Origin of the sequence: Blastococcus deserti (genome assembly GCF_042682525.1) — a bacterium.
GTDB classification, from domain to species: Bacteria; Actinomycetota; Actinomycetes; order Mycobacteriales; family Geodermatophilaceae; genus Blastococcus_B; species Blastococcus_B deserti.
Map to the genome: position 1 here is coordinate 161,339 of NZ_JBHUHP010000030.1, position 13,834 is coordinate 175,172.

Here is a 13,834-nt window from a genome sequence, read left to right on the forward strand (position 1 = left end):
TCAGCGCAGCAGCTCGGCGTAGACCTCGGCCGTCTGCTGCGCCATCCGCTCGCTGGTGAACTCGTGCTGCACGCGCGCCAGGCCGGCCCTGCCCCAGGCCGACGCGAGCTCGGGGTCCTCCAGCGGCTGCAGGATGGCAGTGGCAAGGGCGTCGATGTCTCCCGTGCCGTCCAGCCTTCCCCGCTCGACCAGCCGTCCGGTGACGCCGTCCACCACGACCTCGCTGGTTCCGGGCACCCGGGTGGCGACGACGGGAAGGGCTGCGGCCATCGCCTCCAGGACGACGAGCGGAAGCCCCTCCACGGCCGAGGCTAGGAGGAAGACGTCGGCGGCGGCCATGAGGTCGGGGACGTCCGAGCGCTCTCCGGCGAACCACACCCAGTCCTCGAGGCCCATCAACCGCACCCGTTCGCGCAGTTCCCTTTCGAGCGGTCCGCTGCCGACCCACACGAACGCCGCCTCCGGTCGGCTCCGGACCACCTTGTCCACCGCCCCCAGCACGAAGCGGTGACCCTTCACGTCGACCATCCGGCCGACGCTCAGCACGATCCGTCGCTCCGGGGGCAGGTGCAGGCGCGCGCGGACGTCCTGGGGGGTCGCCGCGCCGCGCGTCGGCCGGATCCCGTTGCGCACGACGCGGAGCTTGGCCTGGTCGACGCCGACCCTCAGATAGCTGTCGCGCACGCCTTCCGACACGCAGATCACGCGGTCGACGAGCTCGACGACGTCCAGGTACTCCTTCTGGAAGCCCGTGACCAGCGCCGCCAGTTCCGCGTCGGACAGCCGCCGGTCGGGGCGGTGGTACGGCGAGTGCACCAGGTCGGGCAGCTCCTCGACGGGGAACACGGTCGAGGGCTCGGCCAGGTGCTCGGTGCGCACCACCGCGGGGACGCCGGCCCCCCGGGCTGCACGCACGCCGGCGTACCCCTCGATCATCACTCCGGCGTGGCAGTGGAAGAGCTCCACGTGCGCGTCCCTCAGGAAGGCGGCCAGCAGCGCGTCGCTGTCGGCACGGCCCACGGGGATCTCCGCGGTCCGGATCCCCAGCGCACGGGCGCGGCCCAGCAGCCGCGATCCCGTCGGGCTGGGCGGACAGACGAGGGAGAGCGTGAAACCGTCCTGCAGCTCCTCCGCGAGGGTCAGCATGTGCTGGCCGACGCCGGACGGGGCCGTGCTGTCGGTGTACAGGCAGATCCTCGGCTTCACGACACCCCCTGGCGGACGCGACGGATTGCGCCTCGTGCCGTCGACGAGGGAGTGGGCAGATCACCACCAGGTGGTGTGAGTTGTCCAGTAGGGGTGGCACGCGGGGCACCGGCGGCGCGGCGCCTGCCCCCGGGCCGAAGCGGCCCACGCCGGCCTCGGCGGTCACTGACGGACGCGGCGGTGGATGCGGTCCGTCACACCGTCTCGGGCACCCGCAGGTGGGCGAGGGCGACGTCGAACTCGGCGACCTCGGTGATGTGCATGCCCAGGTGCGTGGTGAACTCCTCGCGCATCGCCTGGGCCTGCCCCTTCGCGCGGTTCATCGTCTGGCGGTCCTCGTACACGGAGGTGATCGCGCAGCGCCCGGTGTCCCGGTTGACGAAGAGGCTGACGCTGCAGAAGCCCGCGAGGGTGTGGATGCGGGGGACGATGTTCGTGCGGAAGCCGTCGATGATGCGGTCGGCCGCGCCGAGCGGCCCCTTCGTGAAGATCACGCGGGCGGCGGCGTTCTCGTGGGTCTCGTGGACGCGGTGCAGGATGGCGACCTCCCACTCGGCGACCTCGGTCTCGCCGGCGACGCCTTGGAAGGTCCGCAGTGCTGTCTCGCGGATCACGGCCATCGCCTCGGCGCTGCGGTGCATGGCGTCGGCGTCCGCCCAGGACGTCGTCACGATGCACCGCCCGGTGTGGCGGTCGACGAGCATCGAGAGGCCGACGCAGCCCTCCATCTGCTGGACGGCGGGCTGGACGTGGTCGCGGACGTAGGCGACGCCGTCGGCGATGGCGCCTGGTTCACCGCGGAAAGTGGTCGATCGGGCATACATGCCGGTGCTCCCCCTTGAGCCGGCGCGCCCTGGAGGCGTCGCCGTGGCCGCTCACTGTCCTCGACGCGGGGTCCGCTGGGAACGGGTTTCGGCACGACGCCGCACCGGAGAAGCCGCGCGAGGGCGATCACGGTCCGGGTGCCGCCGGGGACTGCCGATGACAGCAGGGCAGGCGACGGACCTCCCACGATCCCCGTCGCCGGGGGTGTGCGCTGCATGAGGTTCCGACGAGGGCGGATCGGCAACGGCATGGCGGAGTTGGCCGGCGCGCGTCCCGACGTGCTGGCCGCGGCGCCCGGTGCCCGGGCCCGCTTCGTGGCGCTGGGTGGCGTGCTGCTCAGCACCGGTGGTCTGGCCGCCGTCTCGGCCGCGTTCGCGGTGCACATGGCGCTGGGCGTGTGGTGGCCGTTCGCGTTGCTCGTCGGGCTGGGCTGGGGCGCCGTCGTCGTCAACCTCGACCGGATGCTGCTGGTCGGGATGGCGCACGACTCGTCGCTGAAGCGCAACCTCGTGATGGCCGTCCCGCGGGTCGGGCTGGCGCTGGTGCTGGGGATCGTCGTCGCGACGCCGCTGACCCTGCAGGTCTTCCACAAGGAGATCGACGCCGAGATCGTGGTGATGCAGGCCGAGGCGGCCGACGCCCACCGCACGTCGCTGGAGCAGGACGAGCGGTTCGCGCACCTGCCGGAGCTGGAGGAGCGGATCGCCGTCTCGGAATCGATCGTGGCCAGCGGGGGAGTGGCCGACACCGGCCTCGCGGTGGTGCGGGCCGAGGTGACGGCGAAGCAGGCCGTGCTCGACCAGGCGGTGGAGGTGTCGCGGGCGCTCGAGGCCAAGGCGCAGTGCGAGCTCGACGGCACCTGCGGCACCGGTGAGGCCGGGACCGGCACCGCCTACGTCGAGGCCCGGGCCGCGGCCGACGCGCAGGCGGCGGTCGTCGACACGGCGCGCTCCGAGCTCGACGCCGCCGTCGATGCCGCGTCGGCCGCCGAGTCGCGCAGCGCCTCGCTGGCCGCCTCGTCGCTGGAGACCGACCGGGCCGAGCTGACCCGGTTGACCGCGGAGCTGGACCGGCTGCAGGGCGCCTTCGACGCGCAGAACGAGGGGTCGGGCGGCATCCTGCTGCGGCTCGAGGCGCTGGACCGGCTCGGGGACAAGAACGCCACCCTGGCCGCTGCCCAGTTCATGCTCTCGCTGCTGTTCATGTGCGTCGAGGTCCTGCCCGTGCTCATGAAGCTGCTGCTCAACTTCAGCCCGCCCAGCGCCTACGACAAGCTCGCCGCCCTGCGCGACACCGGCGACGTGGAGATCGAGGAGCTGGCGCAGGAGTCGCGGAAGACCGTCGCGATCGCGAAGGAAGAGCTGCTGGTGCTCGCCGAGAAGGAGCGGGTCGACCGGCAGAAGGAGGCGATCCTGGCCCGCCGTCGGGCGGCTCTGGCCGAGGTCGCGGCCCGGACCCAGGCTCCGCAGCAGACGCCCGCCGCGCCGGCTCAGGTCGAGGAGCCGTCCCGGGCGATGTGGGACACCGGTCCCATCCGCGAGCTCGCCCGCAACGCGGCGCTGCGGACGGTGCGCACGGTGCGCCGCCGGCCGGAGGACCGGGTGCCGGTCTGATGGTCGCCTCCCCGGCGCCCAGCGGCATCGGTTAGACAGTCCCCATGACGGAGCTGACGACGGCGACCGGTGGCGGCCTGCTCTCCCGCGAGGAGATGGACGCTGCGCGGGAGCGGCTGCCCATCGTGTACGTCGACGTGGTGCCGGTGCGGGTGGACGACGACGGCACGGTGATCGCCGTCGGTCTGCTGCTGCGGGTCGGTGAGGACGGGCAGATCAAGCGGGCGCTCGTCTCGGGGCGGGTGCTGTACCACGAGCGGATCCGTGCGGCCCTGCTGCGGCACATGGAGAAGGACCTCGGGCCTTTGGCGCTGCCGCGGGTGCCGCCCGCGCCGCAGCCGTTCACCGTCGCCGAGTACTTCCCGACGCCGGGCGTCACGCCGTTCCACGACCCGCGGCAGCACGCGGTGTCGCTGGCCTACGTCGTGCCGGTGGAGGGGGACTGCGCGCCGCAGCAGGACGCGCTCGAGCTGACCTGGTTCTCGCCCATCGAGGCGCGCGATCCGGTGGTGCTGGCGGAGCTGGCGAACGGGCAGAGCACGCTGCTGCTGCAGGCCCTGGCGCACCTCGGCGTCTGAGGATCGTCCCGCCGGACGCTCTCCGCCCTGCCGGGGGCCGGCGCGCGCTCGGACGCCCGCGCCGGCCGCCGTCCGTCAGGCCATCTCTGGGACGCGCAGGTGGTGGATCGCCAGCTCGAACTCGGCCATGTCCGTGATCTCCAGGCCCATCTCCCGGGCGAACTGCTCGCGCATCCCCCGCGCCGTCTCGGCGGAACGCTCCAGGGACGCACGGTCGTCGTACGTGGCGGTGACGACGCCCATGCCGGACTGCCGGTCTCCCATCATGCTGACGCTGCAGAAGCCCGGGATGTCGTCCAGCCGCGGGATCAGGCCGGTACGGAACGTCTCGGTCACGTCGTCCATGCGGGCGGGATCGCCGCGGGTCCACGTGACGCGGCAGCAGGCGCCCTCGGGTGCCTGGTGCGCGCGGTGCAGGACCGCGATCTCCCATTCCTGGACGTCGAAGTGGCCACCCATCACCTCGGTGGCCCGCTCGCGCATGGGCATGACCGCCTCCCTGCTGGCGCTCATCGACTCCTCGGAGTCCCAGCTGGTCGTGACGATGCACCGGCCGGAGTCGCGGTCGCAGAGCATGGACAGGCCCATGCAGCCGGGCATGCTCTGCACCGCGGGCATGACCTCGTCGCGTACGTAGGCGATGCCGTCGTCGATGCGCTGCGGGTCGGCGTGGACGGTGGTGGAACGGGCGTACATGCCGCCCTCCTCTCGGGATGGTGGGCGACGCCCCGGCGGCGTCGCCGCGGGGGAGATGCTGCTCCCCTCCGCGGTCGGTCGACAGACCGCCGCGCGCGCCGCCCGCGATGTGCCGCGCGGCGCGCACGCACTGCCTCGACCGCGACGACGGAACCGTGCGGGAGCCGCTGCGGTCGCCCGTCCGGGTGACGCCGGTGCGCCCGCAGCCTGAGCCCGCCGATTCGTGTCAGGGGCGTCCGCTACGCCTGCGGCGCGGCAGGGTCGTCCACCCGGCTGCCGGACGACGGCGATCGGGAGGCACGCAGGCGATGCAGCGACTCGACGGGCGGCTGGTGCTCAGCCCGACCGACCTGACCTCCCACCAGAAGTGCCGGCACCTGACGTTCCTCGACCTCGGCGTCGCGACCGGTCGGTGGGCCGCGCCGGACGTCGAGGTGTCGGACGAGCTCCAGTTCGTCCTCGACCGCGGCATGGCGCACGAGGAGAGGTACCTCGCGTCGCTGGAGGCCTCCGGGAGGACGGTCGCGCGGATCGACACTTCCTTCGACTTGGCGGGGCGACGCCGGGCCGAGGTGCAGACCGTCGAGGCGATGCGGCGCGGCGTCGACGTCGTCTACCAGGGGACGTTCTTCGACGGCGCCTGGGGCGGGCAGGCCGACTTCCTGCTCCGGGTCGAGACCCCGTCCCCGGCCTTCGGCGACTGGTCGTACGAGATCGCCGACACGAAGCTCGCGCGGAAGCTGAAGGTCGCCGCGCTCCTGCAGATGGCCACCTACGCCGAGCGGCTCACGGTGCTGCAGGGTGTCGCGCCGGAGTTCGTGCACGTCGTCACCGGGAACGGGGAGTCGCGGCCGTGGCGGCTGATCGACGTCGCCGCCTACGCCCGACGGGCGCGGGCCCGGTTGGAGATCTTCGTCGATGCGCCGCCGTCGACAGGCCCAGTGCCGATCGGCTACTGCCAGCAGTGCCGCTGGGCGGTGCGGTGCGACACGGAGCTGAGGGAGGCCGACGACCTGGGGCTGGTCGCCGGCATGCGCGGCGACCACCGGGACGCGCTGCGTGCCGCCGGCATCCTGACCCTGGCGGCCCTGGCTTCGGCCTCACCGGAGCAGCTGAAGGCGTCCGGCATCGGCGCCGACGCGCGGGGCCGGCTGCAGCAGCAGGCGGCCGAGCAGCTGCGCGAGCGGATGACGGGTCAGCCTTCGCGGACGCTGCTTCCTCCTGTTCCGGGACTCGGGCTGCTGCGGTTGCCGCCGCCTAGCGCCGGCGACCTCTACCTCGACTTCGAGGGCGATCCCTGGTTCGAGGACGGCGCCGGCATCGAGTACCTCGCCGGCCTGGGCGACCGGTCGGGCGGCTTCACGCCGCTGTGGGCCCACGACCGCGACGCCGAGAAGGGGATGGTCGCCGACCTGATCGACCGGATCGTCGCCGCGGCGGAGGCAGATTCGTCGATGCACGTCTACCACTACGCGCCAGGTGGCCAGCGGGCTCGGCAGCGTGCTCGTGTACGAGCAGTGGCTGGTCGACGGCGACGCCGCGAAGCTGGCCGCGATCGAGTCGTACAACAAGGAGGACGTCGACTCGACCCGCGAGCTGCACGACTGGCTGGAGCAGCAGCGCGCCGAGCTGGAGGCGCTGCACGGGTCGCTGCCGCGGCCCGTCGTCGAGGTGCAGGCGCCGGACGCCAAGGTGACGCAGGCGCAGGCCGCCGAGCTGGAGCTGGCTTCCCGCCTGCACGAGGCCGGGCACGGGCTGCTCGGCGACCTCGTCGGGTGGCACCGCCGCGAGGACCGCCCGGCCTGGTGGGAGGTCTACCGGCTGCAGGACCTGGACGCGGAGGAGCTGGAGCGGGACGGCACCGCGCTGGGCGGGCTGTCCTTCGAGCGGTACCTCGGGCCGGAGAAGCGGAGCCACCTCTACGAGTACTCGTTCCCGGTGCAGGACACGAAGGTGTCCGCCGGGGAGGACGCGCTCGACGTGGACACCGCGAAGAAGGCGGGCACGGTCTTCGATCTGGACGTCACCGCCGGGCGGCTGGTGCTGAAGGCGACGGCCGCCGAGGCGCCGCGGCCGCGCGGGCTCGGGCCGGCCGGGCCGCTGAACACCGGGAGCCTGCGCGAGGCGATCCAGGCGACGGGGGAGGACGTGCTGGCCGGCCGCGACTGTCTCGGTCAGGCGCTGGTCGAGCGGCGCGTTCCCGCGGGAACGCAGCTGCGCGAGGGCGAGACGACGACCGACGCGATCGTGCGGCTCGGCCGGGCGCTGGACGGCGAGGTCCTGGCGATCCAGGGCCCGCCGGGGAGCGGCAAGACGACGGCGGCCGCGGCGTTGATCCGGGAGCTGCTGGACGCGGGGAAGAAGGTCGGCGTCACGGCCACCTCGCACGCGGTCATTGGCAACCTGCTGAAGGCGGTCGGGCGGCCGGCGCTGCAGAAGTGTGACGAGAGCCAGCACTGCGGCTCCGACGACGTGGCGTGGTCCTCGGACAACGGGTTCGTGGCGTCGGCGTTGGTGAGCGGCGACGTGAACCTGGTCGGTGGGACGGCGTGGTTCTGGACGCGGGCCGACGTGGTCGAGGCCGTCGACGTGCTGGTGGTCGACGAGGCCGGGCAGTTCTCGCTGGCCAACGCGGTCGCGGTGGCGCGAGGTGCGCGGTCGATTGTGCTGCTGGGCGACCCGCAGCAGCTGGCCCAACCGAGCCAGGCGGTGCACCCGGGGGAGTCAGGGGCGTCGGCGCTGGAGCACCTGCTCGACGGGCACGCCACCATCCCGGCGAAGCGCGGGGTGTTCCTCGACCGCTCGTACCGGATGCACCCGGACCTGACGCGGTTCGTCTCCGATCTGGCGTACGAGGGCCGGCTGGAGGCGGCGGACGGCCGGGACCGGGTGGCGGTGCTGGGGGAGGGGCCGCTGGCGGGGAGTGGCCTGCGGGTGCTGCCGCTCGAGCACGAGCTGACGTGCGCGGACAGGAGCCCGCAGGAGGCCGACGCCGTCGCGCGGCTGTGGCAGTCGGTGCAGGGCTCGACGTGGCGGAACCACCTGGGGGCGGAGGCGCCGATCGGGCCTGCGGATGTGCTGGTGGTGGCGCCGTACAACGTGCAGGTCGCGCTGATCAAGGCGTCGCTGCCCGACGGTGCGCGGGTCGGCACCGTGGACAAGTTCCAGGGGCAGGAGGCCCCGGTCGTGATCTACTCGATGACCAGCACGAGCGCCGACGAGGCGCCGCGGGGTGTGTCGTTCCTGTACGACCTGAACCGGCTGAACGTGGCGGTGTCACGAGCACAGGCGCTGGCCGTCGTGGTGCTGAGCCCAGAGCTGCTGGACGCGCCGGTGCGGACGCCGGACGAGCTGCGCAAGGTGAACGCGCTGTGCCGGCTGGTGGAGTCGGCGACGCTCGTCGCGTAGTCCCGACCGCGTGCGCGGTCGGGTCCGCGCGCGTGGTCTGATGCCTGTCAGACAGTGGTGACCGGCGTCGTGGCCGGTCCGCTCGACAGGAAGGGTGGGCTCGTGGCCGGATCCGGTGAGGTGCTGCTCGAGGTGGAGGGCGGCGTCGCGATCGTGACGCTGAACGCCCCGGACCGGCGCAACGCGTTGACGCCGACGATGGCCGACGAGCTGATCGCGACGTTCGACGAGGTGGACGCCAAGCCGGCGGTAGGCGCGTTGGTGATCCGGGCGGTGGGGAAGTCGTTCTGCGCGGGCGGGGACATCCAGACGCTCACCTCGGCCGGCAAGGATCCGGCGGCACCCGAGGCCTACGAAGGCATGGGCAAGATCTACGACTCCTTCTACCGACTGGGCCAGGTGAAGGTGCCGACGGTGGCTGCCGTGCGTGGTTCCGCTGTCGGTGCCGGAATGAACATGCTCCTCGCGGCGGACCTGCGGATCGTCGCGCGCGATGCCCGTCTGCTGGCCGGTTTCTTGAAGCGCGGAATGCACCCGGGCGGGGGGCACTTCGTCATCCTCTCTCGGCTGATCGGCCGCGAAGCTGCGGCTGCGATGGCGCTGTTCGGTGAGGAGATCAACGGGGACAAGGCCGTCGAGCTCGGGCTTGCCTGGGAGTCGGTCGAGGATGCAGCCGTCGAGGACCGCGCAATCGAGTTGGCGACTCGTGTCGCCGCCGACCCGGAGCTCGCCCGAGTGGCGGTGGGGAACTTTCGCAAGGAGGTCGTCAACGGCGCGGTGAGCTGGGACGTCGCCATGCAGTACGAGCGCCCGGCTCAGATGTGGTCGATGCGGCGGTCCGCCGGCTAACCTCCCCGACGTCTCCCGCAGGGGTCACCCGGGGAGCGGCGGGACCCATGCGCGTTCGGCGATCGACGGGTACCAGGCGTCGGGCGCCTCCAGACGAAGCTGCGCGCACCGGGGACGCTGCGGAACCGGCCGTCCCTCGCGCGCGTTCAGCTCGCGGGCCGCGCTCGGTGCCAAGCGGTCGCGGTCGCCGTGAAGGACGAGGCCCTGGTCGGGGAACCCGCTCGACGGTTTCCTCGAGGCGGTCCTGAGGTGGACGACGAGGGCGACGGACCCGGCGTAGCCCTGCGCGCTGCTGGACGTCGAGCATGCTGCAACGCGTTCCGTTAACCCGTCCGGGAGCTGGCCGCAGCAAGCCGCGTGTCCCGCTATCTCGTCGAGGCCGGCCTCCGAGTGCGCGCGCTCTCGAAGGTTGCGACGACCTGGCGCACGACGTCCTCGGGATCTTCGTGTTCCCAGAACCGCAGGACAGTCCACCCAAGACCGGCCAGCTGCCCGTTGGCCGCCGCATCACGAGCCTGGTTCATGGCGATCTTCCGGGTCCACCAGCCGGCATTGACCTTCGGGAGGTGGGCGTGTTCGGGGCAGCCATGCCAGAAGCAGCCGTCGATGTAGACAGCCAACCGCGCCCCGACGAAGGCAATGTCGATCGTCCTGCGCCGTTGGCCGGGCACTCGGAAGCAGACGCGGTACCGCAAGCCTCGCGCGTACAGCAATCTGCGGACCGCCATTTCCGGCTTGCTGTCGCGTCGACGCAGCTTGCTCACGCCGCGCGACCTCGGCGCTGCTGGCGCCGGGATGCGGTCCGGGATCCAGGCTTGCTGGGTCAACCTTCGCCACGGGGGAACTTCACGGCGGAACTCCACGGCGGAACTCCACGGCCATGAGGTACCAGCAGCCGCCGACGGTTTCCCGGTCAGGGTGAGCGCTTCACCATGGATCACCCAGTTGCGAGGAACTCGTCGTACCGCTGCTCTAGGCGCTCGGAGTCGGGGCGTGCCGCGGGGTGGCGCGGCACCGTCAGTCGGACGCCGTGCATCGCCTGGATGCCGTGCTTGAGCATCGGTCCGTCGATCTCGATGAGCACGTCGCGCCGTACCTGGACGACGAGATCCGGACGTACGCCGATGATGTTCCGGTCGTAGGCCGCGTGATGGATCTTGCAGAGGCTTAGCCCGTTCGGCACCACCGGTAGGCCGCCTTCGTCCGAGTCCCGGATGATGTGCGCGGCGTCGAGCAGGTCCGTGTGCTGCAAGCGGCACATCGCGCACTGCTTCTCGTAAGCCTGCAGCACCCGGGCGCGGAACACCGGCTGGTGCAGACGGGCGCGAACCAAGCGCTCGAAGTAGGACCGCCCGTCCTCGGGCAACGACCCGAAGGAATCAGGGTCCATGAGGCGCTGTGCTTGGTCAATCGCGATGAGGAACGCGCGTTCCTCGGGGTGCTCGGCCACAACGTAGACGGGGAACTGCGCTTGGTAGACGCTCTTCGCCACGCCGATGAAGTACGCCAGCGGCCGCCGCTGCTGCATCGCCGTCCGAAGCGCCCGGTTGTCGGAGTGGTTCGAATCCGTCCCGCGGTAGGCGTACTTCACAAGCCCGCCCGGAGCGATGGCGTCCTCGTAGGGAGGCGGCTGGTTCGGGGCCGTGTAGGTCGTCCGGATTGTCAGCGCGGCCTCAAGAGAAGCTGGCTTCCAGATGCCCGGCTGGACGACCAGTTTCAGCGGCTGTCCCGCAACGCTGAAGTGGTTGATCGCCGCGGACGTTGCGCCCTCCGGGTGCAGCGCAGTGAGTCGCTCCAGATGGGTGAACATCGCCGTCCGCACCTGTGCGTCGTCCAGCATGTCGCCCCCCGCTTCCGGACAGCCGGGCTGTGTCCGGTACGAGACAACGTAGCTGAGGGGCTAAGCGACCCTGTCGCGCATCGCGGCGGCCCCCAGGCCACGCGAGGGAGGCGGTACGACGTCGGATCGACCCGGCGCATGTCGAGAAGTCGACATATCAACCACATTGGCCTCTCCGGCCCCATCTGTCCGGGACGCCTCGGCACGTGCACCACTGGACCCGTTCTGCTTCGTACCGTGGGGCCGTGGCCAAGCACTTCACCGACGAGACCGCCGAGTTCGCGATGCCCCGGATCGGGCGGCACGCCGCTCCCGACACCGGCGAGCTGGAGCCGACGCAGCGTTTCGTCCCCGACTTCGCGCCGGCCCGACCCGGGACGCCGGCAGTTCCGCCCCGAAGCACCCAGGCCCGCTGACGCGCGTCAGCCCTCCGCGGGACGCAGCCGCTCCAGAGCGGCGGTGAAGCTGGCGTTCCACAGGCCGAGGTGCGGCCAGCGCTCGGCGACGTGAGCCGTCGCTTCCTCCACCGACATCCCCTTCTCGCGCACCAGCCAGCCGCGCAGCACGAGTCCGGTGCGCGAGGCGCCGCCGTGGCAGTGCACAAGTACGCGGCGCCCATCGGCCCGTAGCGCGGCCAGGTCGTCGAGGACGTCGGCCAGCACGGCGTCGAGGTCGTGGTTCCACTCGTTGTCCGCCACGTAGGCCATGCGGTGCACCTCGTGCGGGAACGGGTCGCCGAGCCGGCACAGCGAGATCACCGCGAAGTCCTCCGCGCTGTACCGGGCGCCGTCGAGGTTGCCCGCCCAGATGCCCGGCAGCACCTCCGTCGGACCGATCCGCGAGATCACCCCGGGCTCGTACTTCACCAGCGGCTTGCCGTCGAGCGCGGCCGCCAGCTCCTGCAGGTCGGCCAGCCCCCAGCGCTGGTCGCCGAAGCCGGGCACCCGCCCGTGCACCGCGGACGACCAGCGCATCGGGATGCCGCCCATCCCGTACACCGCACCGGCCAGACCGCCGGCGACGCACGCCACGGTGTCGGTGTCCCCTCCCAGATCGATGATCAGCCGCATCACCTCGGCGAAGTCGCGCCCGCGCCGCAGCCCCCACACCGCCTGGCCGAGCGTCGGCCACACCGCGCGGTTCGACTCCGTCGCGTCCGCCGGCGTCCACGACGGCGCCAGCACTGTCGCCCACCGCTCCCGGCGCTCGTCAGCGACCAACGCAAGAGCCGAAGGAACAGCCTCCAGCGGGTCCCCGCCGTCCAGCGCCACACGCATCAGCTCGGAGAAGATCGCGCAGCCCTCGCCAGCCGCCGGGTCGCCGTGGGTCAGCGCCGAGATCCGCCGGGCGGCGTCCATCGTCGCCTCGGTGCCGAACCGGGAGAACCAGATCGCGGCCGGCGTCGCCCGCATCAGCGAGCCGTTGCCCGCCGCACGACCCGTCGTCGCGAAGTGCTCGGCCGCGGCGACGGCCCCGCAGCGGAGAACGGCGCGGGTCTGTGCGCCGATGTCCGGCGGCTCCGCCTCCGCCCAGCGCACGAACCGGTCGAACAGATCCGCCTCGTCCAGTCCGTCGTTCGCGAGCAGCGACTGCGCCACGAGCAATGCCATCTGCGTGTCGTCGGTGAACTCGCCCGGCTCGCGGTCCACCGGCCCGCCGCTGCACATCTCCGTCTTCGCGCCGCGCGCGGGCACCGGGAAGCGGGCGGAGAACTGTCCGGGCGGGCCGAACTCGAACGGCGCCCCGAGCGCGTCTCCGACGGCCGAGCCGACCAGCGCGCCGGCCACGCGGTGGGAGCGATGCATGCCCGCCACAGTGCCAGGAGTGCCAGCCGTCAGGCGGTGCCTTCCGCCGCGATCAGCTCCGCGACCTCCTCAGGACGGGTCGAGCAGTCGTCGTCCGACGGCTCCTGCTCGGACGCGAGTCCCTCGATGCCGACGTCCTCGACCGGCTTGAAACCGAGCCGGTCGATCCAGGCGGGCACCCGGTTCTGCGCGTTGATCACGTGCGAGCGGGACAGCCAGCCCAGGCCGTCGTCCACCTCGAAGTCCATGCCGCCGCCGGGCGCGCGCTGGACGTGCCCGGGGGAGGGGAGCAGGCCCACCAGCTGCACGGCCTCCGCCTCGGACAGCTCGGCCGGCGGGGAGTCGAAGTAGTACCAGCCGGCCGCGCAGACCCCGTAGATGGTCGGCCCGAACTGCGCGTAGTTGACGTAGAGCTCGAGCATGCGGCGGTCGTCGATCAGCGCGGCCATCTCCATGGCGATCCCCGCCTCGACCGCCTTGCGCCCGGCGCTCAGCTCCTGGTTGAGGAACAGGTTCTTGGCCATCTGCTGCGGGATCGTGGACCCGGAGGGATCCTCCTCGCCGATCATGTGGGCGTACGCGCGGCCCCACAGCACGTCCCAGTCGAAGGCGCCGGGTCGGTACGGGAGCTGCGAGTCCTCGTGCGCGATGACCGCGGCGAGGAAGTTGCGGGAGACGTGCTCGACCGGCACCGACTGCTGGATGGCGCCGTCGGGGTTGGCCGCCATGAAGGCCGTCGTCGGCGGGTCGACCCAGCGCAGAGACAGCACGACCAGCGCCTGGACGACGCCGAGCGCGGCCAGCACCGTGACCACGCGGCGGAGCAGTCGACGACGGGGCCGCCGACCCATACGGTCGCGACGGCGGAGCCGACCGCGCCGAGCCGGCGGGACGGGCCGCTCGGGCGGCACCGGCGGGAAGGGACCCCGAGGCGCCGCCGGGGGCCACGGGTAGCGGGGCCTCTCCTCCACCGGCGGACGGGCTGAGTCCGGCGGGGCGCCGTACCAGTCGTTG

General features: G+C 72.3%; 12 protein-coding genes and 1 pseudogene. 6 read left to right on the forward strand and 7 right to left on the reverse strand.

The window, feature by feature from the left end:
• Together ACFSHS_RS20685 and ACFSHS_RS20690 are read right to left on the reverse strand one after the other, a co-directional pair.
• Complete coding sequence (locus tag ACFSHS_RS20685) at positions 1 to 1,206, reverse strand: glycosyltransferase family 4 protein (protein ID WP_376880294.1); 1,206 nt, start codon at positions 1,204 to 1,206, stop codon at positions 1 to 3.
• A 194-nt stretch (positions 1,207 to 1,400) separates the two neighbouring features.
• Entirely contained in the window at positions 1,401 to 2,030 is a 630-nt protein-coding gene (locus ACFSHS_RS20690; RefSeq protein ID WP_376880297.1) for an antibiotic biosynthesis monooxygenase, read from the reverse strand.
• A 216-nt stretch (positions 2,031 to 2,246) separates the two neighbouring features.
• On the opposite strand from ACFSHS_RS20690, the gene ACFSHS_RS20695 reads away from it, so the two are divergent.
• Positions 2,247 to 3,644, forward strand: coding sequence for a DUF4407 domain-containing protein (locus ACFSHS_RS20695; RefSeq protein ID WP_376880299.1), 1,398 nt, complete (start codon positions 2,247 to 2,249; stop codon positions 3,642 to 3,644).
• 44 nt (positions 3,645 to 3,688) lie between these two features.
• Entirely contained in the window at positions 3,689 to 4,222 is a 534-nt protein-coding gene (locus ACFSHS_RS20700) for a DUF4916 domain-containing protein (protein WP_376880301.1), read from the forward strand.
• Between the two features lie 75 nt (positions 4,223 to 4,297).
• On the opposite strand, the gene ACFSHS_RS20705 is transcribed toward ACFSHS_RS20700, so the two are convergent.
• Positions 4,298 to 4,918: an antibiotic biosynthesis monooxygenase gene (locus ACFSHS_RS20705; RefSeq protein ID WP_376880303.1), complete on the reverse strand. Its 621-nt coding sequence runs from the start codon at positions 4,916 to 4,918 to the stop codon at positions 4,298 to 4,300.
• A gap of 308 nt (positions 4,919 to 5,226) precedes the next feature.
• Between ACFSHS_RS20705 and ACFSHS_RS20710 the strand changes: the two are divergent.
• The 3 genes and pseudogenes from ACFSHS_RS20710 to ACFSHS_RS20720 form a co-directional block, all read left to right on the forward strand.
• Positions 5,227 to 6,342: pseudogene (locus ACFSHS_RS20710) on the forward strand (TM0106 family RecB-like putative nuclease); the annotation flags it as partial.
• A 55-nt stretch (positions 6,343 to 6,397) separates the two neighbouring features.
• Positions 6,398 to 8,326, forward strand: coding sequence for a DEAD/DEAH box helicase (locus ACFSHS_RS20715; protein ID WP_376880306.1), 1,929 nt, complete (start codon positions 6,398 to 6,400; stop codon positions 8,324 to 8,326).
• Between the two features lie 57 nt (positions 8,327 to 8,383).
• Positions 8,384 to 9,175 carry an enoyl-CoA hydratase/isomerase family protein gene (locus ACFSHS_RS20720; protein WP_376880309.1) on the forward strand — a complete coding sequence of 264 codons (792 nt, stop codon included), beginning with the start codon at positions 8,384 to 8,386 and terminating at the stop codon, positions 9,173 to 9,175.
• A gap of 365 nt (positions 9,176 to 9,540) precedes the next feature.
• Here ACFSHS_RS20720 and ACFSHS_RS20725 read toward each other — a convergent pair whose 3' ends face one another.
• Entirely contained in the window at positions 9,541 to 10,116 is a 576-nt protein-coding gene (locus ACFSHS_RS20725) for a very short patch repair endonuclease (protein ID WP_376880311.1), read from the reverse strand.
• Positions 10,113 to 11,015, reverse strand: a complete 903-nt coding sequence (locus ACFSHS_RS20730) for an HNH endonuclease (RefSeq protein WP_376880314.1) — start codon at positions 11,013 to 11,015, stop codon at positions 10,113 to 10,115. Before ACFSHS_RS20730 ends, ACFSHS_RS20725 begins: the two co-directional genes overlap by 4 nt.
• A gap of 245 nt (positions 11,016 to 11,260) precedes the next feature.
• Here ACFSHS_RS20730 and ACFSHS_RS20735 point away from each other — a divergent pair, with 245 nt between their 5' ends.
• Positions 11,261 to 11,431, forward strand: coding sequence for a hypothetical protein (locus ACFSHS_RS20735; protein ID WP_376880317.1), 171 nt, complete (start codon positions 11,261 to 11,263; stop codon positions 11,429 to 11,431).
• A gap of 6 nt (positions 11,432 to 11,437) precedes the next feature.
• On the opposite strand, the gene ACFSHS_RS20740 is transcribed toward ACFSHS_RS20735, so the two are convergent.
• Both ACFSHS_RS20740 and ACFSHS_RS20745 read right to left on the reverse strand, forming a co-directional pair.
• Positions 11,438 to 12,820, reverse strand: coding sequence for an ADP-ribosylglycohydrolase family protein (locus ACFSHS_RS20740; RefSeq protein ID WP_376880320.1), 1,383 nt, complete (start codon positions 12,818 to 12,820; stop codon positions 11,438 to 11,440).
• Between the two features lie 29 nt (positions 12,821 to 12,849).
• Positions 12,850 to 13,635 carry a transglycosylase domain-containing protein gene (locus ACFSHS_RS20745; RefSeq protein WP_376880322.1) on the reverse strand — a complete coding sequence of 262 codons (786 nt, stop codon included), beginning with the start codon at positions 13,633 to 13,635 and terminating at the stop codon, positions 12,850 to 12,852.
• Positions 13,636 to 13,834 lie beyond the last annotated feature (199 nt).

Bases quoted from the DNA above. Each gene is read 5' to 3' on its own strand.
- ACFSHS_RS20690 (WP_376880297.1), bottom strand. From the start codon at position 2,030: ATGTATGCCCGATCGACCACTTTCCGCGGTGAACCAGGCGCCATCGCC.
- ACFSHS_RS20695 (WP_376880299.1), top strand. From the start codon at position 2,247: ATGAGGTTCCGACGAGGGCGGATCGGCAACGGCATGGCGGAGTTGGCC.
- ACFSHS_RS20700 (WP_376880301.1), top strand. From the start codon at position 3,689: ATGACGGAGCTGACGACGGCGACCGGTGGCGGCCTGCTCTCCCGCGAG.
- ACFSHS_RS20705 (WP_376880303.1), bottom strand. From the start codon at position 4,918: ATGTACGCCCGTTCCACCACCGTCCACGCCGACCCGCAGCGCATCGAC.
- ACFSHS_RS20730 (WP_376880314.1), bottom strand. From the start codon at position 11,015: ATGCTGGACGACGCACAGGTGCGGACGGCGATGTTCACCCATCTGGAG.
- ACFSHS_RS20740 (WP_376880320.1), bottom strand. From the start codon at position 12,820: ATGCATCGCTCCCACCGCGTGGCCGGCGCGCTGGTCGGCTCGGCCGTC.